Annotated in this window: 7 protein-coding genes; all 7 read left to right on the top strand. The window is 43.6% G+C overall.

Features of this window, described 5'->3' with window-relative positions:
• The first annotated feature begins 11 nt into the window (after window positions 1-11).
• Window positions 12-785, top strand: a complete 774-nt coding sequence (locus GK047_RS26020; RefSeq protein WP_163953227.1) for a sirohydrochlorin chelatase — start codon at window positions 12-14, stop codon at window positions 783-785.
• A 10-nt stretch (window positions 786-795) separates the two neighbouring features.
• Window positions 796-1,776, top strand: coding sequence for a diacylglycerol kinase (locus GK047_RS26015; RefSeq protein ID WP_163953225.1), 981 nt, complete (start codon window positions 796-798; stop codon window positions 1,774-1,776).
• A 605-nt stretch (window positions 1,777-2,381) separates the two neighbouring features.
• Window positions 2,382-3,869: a 23S rRNA (uracil(1939)-C(5))-methyltransferase RlmD gene (rlmD, locus tag GK047_RS26010; protein WP_240344268.1), complete on the top strand. Its 1,488-nt coding sequence runs from the start codon at window positions 2,382-2,384 to the stop codon at window positions 3,867-3,869.
• A 357-nt stretch (window positions 3,870-4,226) separates the two neighbouring features.
• Window positions 4,227-4,472 carry a hypothetical protein gene (locus tag GK047_RS26005; protein ID WP_163953221.1) on the top strand — a complete coding sequence of 82 codons (246 nt, stop codon included), beginning with the start codon at window positions 4,227-4,229 and terminating at the stop codon, window positions 4,470-4,472.
• Between the two features lie 660 nt (window positions 4,473-5,132).
• Window positions 5,133-7,694, top strand: coding sequence for a type I restriction-modification system subunit M (locus GK047_RS26000; RefSeq protein ID WP_163953219.1), 2,562 nt, complete (start codon window positions 5,133-5,135; stop codon window positions 7,692-7,694).
• On the top strand, window positions 7,694-8,965 hold the full coding sequence (locus GK047_RS25995) for a restriction endonuclease subunit S (protein ID WP_163953217.1): 1,272 nt from the start codon (window positions 7,694-7,696) through the stop codon (window positions 8,963-8,965). Before GK047_RS26000 ends, GK047_RS25995 begins: the two co-directional genes overlap by 1 nt.
• 15 nt (window positions 8,966-8,980) lie before the next feature.
• Window positions 8,981-12,064, top strand: a complete 3,084-nt coding sequence (locus GK047_RS25990) for a type I restriction endonuclease subunit R, EcoR124 family (protein ID WP_163953216.1) — start codon at window positions 8,981-8,983, stop codon at window positions 12,062-12,064.
• Window positions 12,065-12,080: the final 16 nt, after the last annotated feature.

Here is a 12,080-nt window from a genome sequence, read left to right as displayed (position 1 = left end):
GGGACAAACACATGAACACATATGGCGTACTAGTAATTAGTCACGGCTCTCGCGATGAAGACTGGGTCAAGCTTGTGGATGAGGCGGTATCCGCTGTTGTGATGCCAGCCGAGATACCCATTTTTTCATCTTATTTGGAGCTGGTTGAAGGAAGGCTCATTCAAGATGGTATTTACAGCTTAGAGGCACAAGGAGTAACGAATATCATTGTCGTGCCTTTATTCGTATCCTCTGGGAGTACACATATCGACGAAATTAGTTATGCACTTGGCGTGATCCCGGAACCTACCCTAGAAACAGATTTAGAGCAATTTGACATCAAGGCGAACATTTATTTCACAACGCCGATCGATGATGATCCTGTGATTGCTGAAATTATATATAAGAAGATCGAAGAACTGTCGGATTCCCCTAAACAGGAGATTCTACTCTTGGTTGGTCACGGCAGTGTTGAAAAAGGCTTTCATCTTAAGTGGCGGAAAGGCTTAGAGCAGCTTGCCGGAAGATTAAAAGCGTTAGGCGGCTATGGCGAAGCGGATGTAGCGATGCTTTTGCCAGACCAAGTTCATCGCAAGATGAATTGGTGGGCTAAGCATAAGCCTGCGTATAAGGTCGTAGTGGCTCCGCTTTTTCTAAGTGAAGGGTATTTTACGACGAAAGTGATTCCTTCCCGCATGGAAGGGTTCGAATATCGATATAATGGGCGGGCCCTGCTACCCAGCCCGCTAATTTCCAAATGGATCGAGAAGCAGATCGCTTCACAGATTACTACTGCGAACAGGTGATGAGAACGCGATGGTCAAAAGAGCAAGACTGATCTATAATCCTACCTCCGGGCGAGAGGAAATGAAAAAGCGTCTTCCCGAAATCCTTCAACGCCTCGAGCGCGGCGGCTTCGAAACCTCGACACACGCAACTATTGGTGAAGGCGATGCAACACTTGCTGCCGCGGCCGCCGTTGAGCGTGGCTTCGATCTGATCATTTCAGCAGGTGGGGACGGCACGCTATGCGAAGTGGTGAACGGCATGGCGGAGAAAGAAAACCGACCGCCGCTGGGCATTTTGCCATTAGGAACAACGAACGACTTTGCTCGCGCATTGAGTATTCCCAAGAACTGGGAACAGGCATGCGACCTGATCGTTCAACAGTACACAACCGATATTGATGTGGGTAAAATCAACAACCGTTACTTCATTAATATCGCTGGCGGAGGCTCCATGACCGAGCTGACCTACGAGGTCCCCAGCAAGCTGAAAACCATGATCGGCCAGTTGGCCTATTATATGAAGGGCTTGGAGAAATTGCCTCGCCTGCGGCCCATCGAGCTGTACGTCAAAGCGGGCGATGTCGAGTTTCATGAGGAAGTTATGCTGTTCCTCGTCGGTAACTCCAACTCCGTTGGCGGTTTCGAGAAGCTCGTACCGGATGCGAGCATGAATGATGGGCTTTTCGACGTTTTGATCTTGCGCAAATGCAACCTAGCAGAATTCATCCGAGTTGTCACGTTGGCGTTACGCGGCGAGCATCTGAGCGATCCGAATCTGATCTATTTTCAAACCGATCATATCGAGATCAATTCACCGGACTACGTCCAGTTGAACCTTGATGGCGAGTTCGGCGGAACGCTGCCTTGCTTCATGACGAATTTGAAGAGTCATTTGCAGATCATCGTAGATGAATCGGGTCAGTCTATTTATAAGAAGACACTTTTGGAAACTTTGACCACGCCTTTTCAGTCCAAAGGGAACGGGCATACCGATGAGGAGTCAGAGTAGCAGTGCTTAGCCAACCTAACGTTTAGTATTTGAATTAAAGTGAGGGTATTATGAAAGCAAAAAGCGGTTCTGGCTCAGCGCCAGGTAAACATAAAAGTCGTCAGGATAAGCCTGTGGGGGATAGAGCAGGGGGTGCTGCGCGCACAGCAGGGGACTTCGGAGGGAATAGAACAGAGGAGACTGCGCGTAGAACGGGGAACTCTGGAGTAAGAGCAGAGGACACTGCGCAAAGAGCGGGGAATTCTGGAGGAAGAGCAGAGGGAACTGCGCGAAGAGCAGGGAACTCTGGAGGAAGAGCAGAGGGAACTGCGCGAAGAGCAGGGAACTCTGGAGGAAGAGCAGAGGGAACTGCGCGAAGAGCGGGGAATTCTGGGGGAAGAGCAGAGGGAACTACGCGAAGAGCGGGGGACTCTGGAGGAAGAGCAGAGGGAACTACGCGAAGAGCGGGGGACTCTGGAGGAAGAGCAGAGGGAACTGCGCGAAGAGCGGGGGACTCTGGAGGAAGAGCAGAGAGAACTGCGCGAAGAGCGGGGAACTCTGGAGGAAGAACAGAGGGAACTGCGCAAAGAGCAAGGAATTCCGTCAGGAAGGCAGCGCCGGCTTGGATGGCTGATCTTCCCGTGAAGATCGGGCAGCAATACGAGGCTGAGATCGTCGGGATCAGCCATGATGGTGAAGGGGTGGGCCGTGTGAATGGCTTTACCCTTTTTGTTGCTGGTGCGTTACCTGGTGAGCGTACGCTTGTGAGGGTGGAGCATCTGAAGAAGCAGTATGGGTATGCGGGATTGGTGGAAGTGATGGAAGTGAGTCCAGATCGGATCGTTCCGGAATGTACGATTTATGATGAGTGCGGCGGCTGTCAGCTGCAGCATCTCAGCTATGAGGCACAGCTTCGCGCGAAGCGGCAGCAGGTTGTAGATAATTTGCAGCGGATTGGGAAGCTGCAGGTTGCGGGTGAGGCAAGGATTGGCCGAGTCTCAACGACTGCAATAAGTGAAAATTCAGCTCCAGATTTTGATGAGACGAATATGGACGAGGGCGTTATTGTTCATCCGACGCTTGGGATGACTGATCCATGGCGGTATCGGAACAAGGCGCAGGTTCCTTTTGGGGAAGAACGCGGCGGCCTTATCGGTGGGTTTTATGCCCAGGGCAGCCATCGTATCATCGATATGGACGAGTGTTTGATTCAACATGAGTCCAACGACGAAGTCGTGGCTCGTGTGAAAGAAATCGGCGCGCGTCTCGGCATTCGCGCTTATGATGAAGAGCTTAATGCCGGACTGCTGCGCCACGTCGTTGTCAAAGTCGGCTTCCGCACGGGAGACATCATGGTTGTCTTGGTGACGAATGGGAATGTGATTCCGCGTGTGGATGAATGGGTCGCTGGCATTCGGGAAGCTTTGCCCGGTGTGAAGAGCATTTGTCATAACATTAATGTGAAACAGACGAATGTTATTTTTGGGGATGAGACTCGCGTCCTGTGGGGCAGCGAAGTCATCTATGACTATATCGGCGATGTGAAATTTGCAATTTCCGCGCGATCCTTCTTTCAAGTGAACCCCGTCCAAACGGAAGTACTGTACGGGAAAGCACTGGAGTACGCCGCGCTGACAGGCGGCGAGACAGTTGTCGATGCCTACTGTGGCATCGGCACAATCTCCCTGTTCCTCGCCCAGAAGGCGGGACAGGTGTACGGTGTCGAGATCGTCGAGGAGGCGATCGCGGATGCACGGAAGAATGCCGATTTAAACGGCATGACGAACGTGCACTTCGAGGCAGGCCCTGCGGAGGATGTCCTCCCCGAGTGGACACGTCAGGGCGTTCGGCCTGACGTGGTCGTGGTGGACCCGCCGCGCAAGGGCTGCGATCCGGCGCTGCTCGCGACGATTCTTGAGCTGCGGCCGCAGCGTGTCGTCTACGTGTCATGCAGCGCGTCGACACTAGCGCGTGACTTGCGCGCGCTGGTGGATGGCGGGTACGGCGTCGCGGAGGTGACGCCGGTGGACATGTTCCCGCATACGGTTCATATTGAGAGCGTTGTATTATTGGTGAGGGATGAAACAGTGGAGAAAAACCCTTATGTTTATTAGATTTCCCGATATGGTATAGATAGAAAATATTGGTAGTACAGAGCTCGAAAGTAAGCTTGATGTAAATTTGATGTAAAAATTGACCGAATATCAGCCTAAAACAAAAGAAGACGCCAAGAAACTCCTGTGCGTCTTCTTTTGTTTCATTGTGCAGCTTTAGATGTAAAGAGTGATTCAAACTTATCAGCAGCCGACTGATCAGCAGTACGGAGAGCTTGTGTCCATAAATGTTCATTGTTGTCGTGATGCTTCTATGCCCAAGTCGTTCTGAAATGATTTTGGCTTGGACGCCTTGGTTAACAATTGTGGCCGAGGTATAACGGAGATCATGTAACCGGATATATTGGAAATCATGAAATGCCGGAACCATTGATATGGTCGCTCGTGATGGAATGGTTCTCCGTCAGGGTGGGAGAAAAGGAAGAACCATTCGCCGCCGCGCCACTCGTCACTCATGTCATTTCGTTCCTTGATCCTGTAGGCGTGGTATTCCTTCAGCTCTTCGAGTATCGAAGACGGCAGGGCGACCTTTCGAACGGATTTTTTTGTTTTGGTTGTTTTACGATTACTTCTTCATTGAATGCTTGTATCATCATTCGCTAAACATCAATAACGCCAGTGCTAAAGTCAATATGCTTCCACTCGAGTCCAAGATCTCACTTATAACATCCTATATTCAAATTTATAAAAAAAGTCATGAGCTAATATTAAGGAGTCTTGAACCAGTAAACAAAGTGTGGAGCCAAAAGCAAAAAAAGTTTGTACCCTGTAAAAGGTCTAGGGATCCTGTCTTGTCCTTATGTATGGATGGTTTACGTAATAAAGGACTAACAGGTCTATAACAATATTGGGTTAAGTAAGGGATACAAAAGGAAAGCGCGATAAACAGGGTTTTAGGTATGGGTTGTTGAAACTAATATAAGATGGGTATGTTGAACTACATTGGAGGAACTATAGCCGAGGGGGTATTTAAACCCCTCTGTTCACTAATAACACTAGTAAAGTCAAGAGGAGAATACATAATACATTATGGCCAGCATCGAAGAAACTCTTTGGGATTCTGCTAATAAGTTACGTGGCTCGGTCAACTTCTCCATTTCCATCCTCGGTTTAGGTTCGTTTGAATTCGTCAACCGCAATTTTCGGTTTTAAGCCGACTTTTCACGACAGATATATTTTTGACGATATATGTTTGGTGCCTGATGTTGATATAGGTGATATTTCTGAGCTGAAAAAAATAAAAAAATTAATGGAGGATACGAAGTGATTACATCAGAAGAAATTAAACGCAGATTATGGGACGGGGCAAATGAACTGCGTGGTTCAATGGATGCCAGTCGTTACAAAGATTATATGCTGGGGTTGATGTTCTATAAATTTTTGAGTGATAAGACTATAGAAGCATTCAAAGTAACCAGCGGTTTAGGGCATACGACTGAATCGGAATTGGTTGAGGAGTACACAAAGGCCAAAGCTGAATACGGTGAACAGCTGGATAAAATGCTTCAAAATGTACTAGGTTATTATGTTTCACCCGAACATCTCTATCAGACTTGGTTAAAAGACATCAACTCAGGAGATTTTGAAGTTCAAAAAGTAACGGATAGTTTGAACAACTTCGAGCGTACAATTGCCGTGTCTGGAGATTCGAATGACTTCAAGGGATTGTTCTCAAGTTCTGCGCTTGATTTAACGGATACTGCTTTAGGTAGTAGCCTAAACGATCGTAGTAAAAATATTAAGGCACTGATTTTACTGTTTGCAGACTTGAACATGGTGGCATTACAAAAAGGCGATGTATTGGGTGATGCGTATGAGTATCTCATTGGTCAGTTTGCGATGGAGTCAGGGAAGAAGGCAGGAGAGTTCTACACACCACGTCAAGTCAGTGAAGTCATGGCACAAATCGCAGTGAAAACGCCAGGCATCAAGTCAATCTATGATCCGACTGTCGGTTCGGGTTCACTACTATTAACGGTAAAGAAGCATTTGGATGCAGATGTTCAAAAGAATTTGAGCTATTACGGACAAGAAAAGAATACAGCAACTTACAACTTGACTCGTATGAATTTATTGCTTCATGGTGTTCGCCCAGACAAGATGACTATTAAAAACGGCGACACCCTTTCACATGACTGGCCTGAAGATCCAACACGTCCAAATGAAGGTGTACAGTTTGATGCAGTGGTTATGAATCCACCTTATTCTGCGAAGAACTGGAACAGAGCAAATTTAAAAGTCAGCGACCCTCGGTTTGAAATAGCGGGAGTGTTGCCACCAGACTCCAAAGGGGATTTTGCATTTCTTTTACATGGATTATTCCACTTAGGTCCAAACGGAACAATGGCGATTGTCTTACCTCACGGGGTTCTGTTCCGTGGTTCATCTGAAGGTGAGATTCGTGAACGATTGCTCAAGAAGAATTACATTGATACCATCATCGGTTTGCCAAGCAATTTATTTACCAATACAAGTATCCCAGTAGTTATTATCATTCTGAAGAAGAACCGAGCAATTGGCGAACCTGTCTTAATTATTGATGCTTCTCGCAAATTTATTAAAGTTGGCAAACAAAACATGCTACAAGAAAAAGACATCGCTAAAATCGTGGATACGTATGTTGAACGAAGACAAGAGAAAGGGTACAGTCATTTAGCAACTCGTGAGGAAATACTGGCGAATCAATATAACATGAATATTCCCCGCTACCTTGAGGCGCTTGACGAAGAAATTCCTCATGATGTAGATGCGCATCTTCTTGGTGGGATTCCTCAGAAGAACATTGACGACTTAAAGATTTTGCAGTCTACCGTGTCAGATGTTTTGGGACAATCGTTGAGAGAAATTCGTGCCGGTTATGTTGAACTATTAAAACCAGTTGATGAAATTTCTGTGGATATATTGAACGACTCGCGTATTGTTGACAAATCAAAAAAAATCGAAGGCAAAGCTAAATCTTATATTGATAAATATTGGAATGTTCTACGAAATGTAAACACCAGTAGTAGTTTGACTCAGTTAATGGATGAAATGCTTATTGAAATCAAGGTGTTGTTATCAGAGTTCAAGTATATTGATGCTTATGATGGGTATCAGATTGTGGCTGAGATTTGGAAGAATGCACTGGCGCATGATACAGAAATAATTGCGTCAAGTGATTTCTATACGGCAGGACGCACTCGCGAGCCGAAAATGGTAACTAAAGGAACGGGTGAAAAGAAACGTGAAGAGCAAGATGGTTGGTTTGGCAGTATCGTACCGAATGATTTGATAGCTCAACGTTTATATAGTAATGAGTTAGAAGAAATCGAATCAAAAAATATACGCATTCAAGAAATTGAAGCTGAGTTGCTAGAACTGGTTGAGGCTGCAAAGGTTGAAGACAGTGATGAAGCTAATGCTCTAGGCGAGATCTTGAATGAAGCTGGAGAAGCTTTTGAAAGCAAATCAATCAAAGTAGAGTTGAAGAAGGCGTTCAAGGGAACAGTTGAATATAACCTACTGAGTAAAGTTGAGAGGTTATTTGCAGATAAATCAGCGCTTATCAAAGCCGTCAAAGATGATGAAAAGGCGCTTAAAGAAGCCGTGTACAAGCGTATCCTAATTTTGACAAATGAAGAAATCGACAACCTGATGTATGAAAAATGGTTCGGAAGCGCTGTGGATGCTATGGTTGGTTTGGTAGAGTTACCGCTAAAAAAAGAGTTAAGAACGTTGCAAATGTTGAACAATCGCTATGCCGATACGTTGTCAGCGATTGATAATGAAAGTCGGGACTTGGAATCAGCTTTTGAAGCCTTAATGAGTGAATTGGTGGTGAGGTAATGACTGAACGAAAAAAAATTGTACCAAAAAGGCGATTTAAAGAATATCAAGACACTAACTGTTGGGAACAGCGTACGGTTGGAGAACTGACAAATGTAGCATCCGCGGCTCGCGTTCACAAAGAAGAATGGGCTTCATCGGGGATACCATTTTTCAGGTCAAGTGATGTTGTATCTGCTTACAAAGGAAAAGAAAATGAGAAGGCATTTATCTCAATTGAACTATATGAACAGTTAGCAAGGGTTTCCGGAAAACTTGAAAAAGACGATATTTTAATTACCGGAGGAGGTTCTATTGGAATTCCTTATATTGTGCCTAATAACGACCCTTTGTACTCAAAAGATGCCGATTTAATATGGATAAAGAGTTCAGAGAAATTCAATAGTCGATACCTTTATACTTATTTTACCTCGCCGGAATTTAGGAGATATTTAAGGGGTATTTCTCATATCGGAACAATAGCCCATTACACAATTGAGCAAGTAAAAGAAACTCCGATACGCTTGCCTTCCATTGACGAGCAGAATGATATCGGCTCATATTTTACCCAGCTAGACCACCTCATCACCCTTCATCAGCGTAAATTAGAAAAAGCGAAAGCGTTAAAATCGGCTTATCTTTCTGAAATGTTTCCCGCTGAAGGTGAGTATGAGCCAAAAAGGAGATTTGCCGGATTCACTGACACTTGGGAACAGCGTAAGCTATCTGAGATAGCCACTATGCACGCTAGAATTGGTTGGCAAAATTTAAGAACTTCTGAGTTCTTAGACAGTGGTGAGTACATGCTAATAACAGGAACTGACTTCGAAGACGGAGCAATAAATTATTCAACTTGTCATTATGTTGAAAAAGAAAGATACATTCAAGATAAACACATTCAAATCACTAATGGAAGTATACTTATCACAAAGGACGGAACATTGGGTAAAGTCGCTTATGTACAGGGATTGACAATGCCAGCCACATTAAATGCTGGTGTATTCAATGTGGAATTAAGAGATGGTAATTCCGTTGATGGCAAGTATCTTTTTCAATATTTGAAGGCGCCGTATTTAATGGATTACGTTTCTAAAAAGGCTACTGGTGGAACAATAAAACATCTTAATCAAAATATACTTGTAGATTTTCCAGTTGTACTTCCAAACAAGGAAGAACAGACTAAAATTGGAGAGTTCTTCTCCAGTCTCGACGAGCTTATCACCCTTCATCAGCGTAAGCTGAATAAATTACAAAGTATTAAAAAAGCATACCTAAATGAGATGTTTGTATAGAGGGGAGCGTAAGTCATGAGTAGTGCACCAAAAACTGCGGCAGAAAAAACCTATCAAGAAAATTTTGTTAAAGAACTTAAAAAATATAAATGGCAAGCTCCTGACTTCTTGGATGGAAATATTCAAAAAGTGACCGTTGCTGATCTGGTTGCTCATTGGCGTGGCGAATTGAACCGTATTAATGCAGACCAGCTGGAAGGTGTGGAATTAACGGATAACGAGTTCAAACAAGTTATGGCAAAAGTTAACCGTATCAGTAACAGCTATGAGGCAGCCAAGATTTTAGCCATTGAAGAATCAAAAGGAAAGATTGATGGCATTTACCGTGATGATAATCCCAATATAACAAGAAAACAAATCACGTTGACCATATTTAAAAAAGCTGAAGTCCGTGGCGGGGACTCAAGCTATAAAATTGCTAGAGAAGTACAGACATCAAATAACAACCGTTTTGATCTTGTCTTGCTTATCAATGGCTTACCGTTAATTAATATTGAGCAAAAACGTGCGGACAAAACGCTAGACGAGGCATTTGGACAGTTTATACGCTACTATCGTGACGGCGAATACAGCAATAACTTTATGGCCTTTTCGCAGATGATGGTCATTACTTCTGAAATTGCCACTCGATATTTTGCCACTCCAAAAACCGTAGGAGATTTTAACCCTAGTTTTGTCTTTCATTGGTCGGATAAAGACAACAAACCGATTAACAATTGGCAAACAGTAGTGGAGCACTTTCTGATGATTCCAATGGCTCATCAAATGGTGGGAGATTACTTGGTCATTGACGAAGCAAGAGATGAAGAAAACAGGCGCCATATGCTATTGCGTCCATATCAAGTGTATGCCCTACAATCTGTCGAAGGTGCTGCTTTCGGTTGGGACAATGATGAAAAAGTTCCTCATGGCGGATTTGTTTGGCATACCACTGGCTCAGGGAAGACTATCACGAGTTTTAAGACAGCTTTGTTTTTATCGACTAGGGCAGGATTTGATAAGGTCGTTTTCCTTGTTGATAGACGAGAGTTAGACAACCGTACAAGTGAGAACTTCAAAGCGTATGCTGCTTACGAGTCTGTTTCCGTTGATGATACAAAGCACACCTATCAGCTTAAAAAGATACTTAAGTCAGTTAAAAATGGAATTGTGGTAACGACCACATTCAAACTGAATTCTCTGGTTAAAGAGCTGGAAGAAGCTCATGATGATAGTTTAGCAGATAAGAAAATCGTTTTTATCATCGATGAAGCTCACCGTACGACAATGGGACAGATGATGGGAACCATTAAGAGTTATTTCAAGAAAAATGGACTTTTCTTTGGCTTTACCGGAACACCTTTATTTGATGAAAATAAGATCAAAGGGAAGGTCAATGAAAAAAGCGAAGTCATCAATACAACTGAGAAGTTATTTGGACCTAAGTTACATCAATATACGATTGATGAAGCGATTGCTGATAAAAACGTATTAGGTTTTCATGTTGACTATATCAACACCGGAGAATTCAAGAGTTATGATGATTTAAGAGAACAATTAGCTGAAAAGATTAAGCAAGAACATCCTGAGTTGACGGAAAGAGAAATTGAACGTCAAGTTCAAGAGATGTCAGAAGTTGACGTTGAAAAGCAAGCTCAAAATCGAGGCTTGTTAGAATACCAGGATGAAACGCATATCCCGCGTGTGGTTGAAGAGATTCTGAATAACTGGGAATCTCAATCACAAGGTAGAGAGTTTAATGCAATATTAACAGTGGCTTATAAAAACCGGGTGATTGCTTATTATGATGAATTCAAGAAGCAGCTGACAGCTCGTGGTGAAACGTTAAACGTGGCTATGACGTTTAGTTTCGGTAACGAAAATGATCCTACACCCATAGATCCTAAGCTTGTAGAGGGTATGTTTAAGGACTACGCTGCATTTACAGGCATTGAGTTTGTCGCTGGTGATAAAAAACACGGTGAGGATGCTTACTTTGAAGATCTCGTTGAGCGTGCCACTCGCGGCGGTAGTGGACGAAATCCTAAGAATATTGATCTAATCCTGGTGGCAAATCAATTACTGACAGGCTATGACGCTAAGCGTCTTAATACACTGTATGTTGACCGTTCACTTGAACTTCAAAGTTTGATACAAGCCTACTCAAGAACCAATCGTGTGTTTGGCTCAAATAAAGAATTTGGAACGATTATCAACTTCCAATATCCACGGCTTACCGAGCAAATCGTAGATACAGCCTTGAAGCTGTATGGAAGCGGTGGCAAGAGCAGTAAAGCAATCGTGGATACCTATGAAACTGCTGTAAAGAAGTTAGCCATTAAAGTTATTGATATGATTCCAACTTTACCTGATCCTACTGAATGGCAGGCAATTGAAAATGATGAAGAGAAAAAAGAAGCGTTTATACTCGCTTTCAAAGATGCTGCTGAACAGCTAAATTTAGTAGAACAATACTATGAATTTAAGTGGAATGATTTAACTTTTGGTATAGATGAGCACACTTGGATGCAGTATTTCGGTGCATATAAAAACTTAACGTGGAAACCGGGAACTCCATCTCCTCCAGCATCAATCAATCCACTCGTTGGAAAAACCAAACTAGCAGGAACACAAGTAATCGATGCGAATCATATCCTCAGATTAATTGGTTCAAAAGTTACCTCGCCGAACGGAGTGCAAACAGTGGATAGTGAAACACTCCGTATTATACATGAGCAAATTCAAGAGTTGAGTAACATGGGGGAGTACGAGCAAGCACAGTTATTGAAAGAATTTGTGGATACTGAGCTTGTTCCAGGTAACCTATCGAGCGGTTTGGAATTTGACGAGGCTTTTGAAGTTTGGAAAGCAAGTAAGCTGCAGAACGTGGTTATTGATTTTTCTTTAGAGTGGGGACTAGATAGTGACTTACTTGTCAAATCAGTGAAATCATATTCTATTTTACAGCCTGATGTTGTTCCTTATATCAATGAACTCATTAGTAGTGTCAATTTTAGTAAGGCAACCAACCAAACGGCAGGTAACTTGTTAAGGCATAATATGACGCTAACTACCAAACTTCCGGCGTGGATTGCTGAAATTAAGCAAAAGTATAGTTAACCTGATGGTGCTCCTG

Origin of the sequence: Paenibacillus sp. SYP-B3998, assembly GCF_010820665.1 — a bacterium.
Taxonomy (GTDB): domain Bacteria; phylum Bacillota; class Bacilli; order Paenibacillales; family NBRC-103111; genus Paenibacillus_E.
This window is presented reverse-complemented; position numbering and strand designations above follow the sequence as displayed.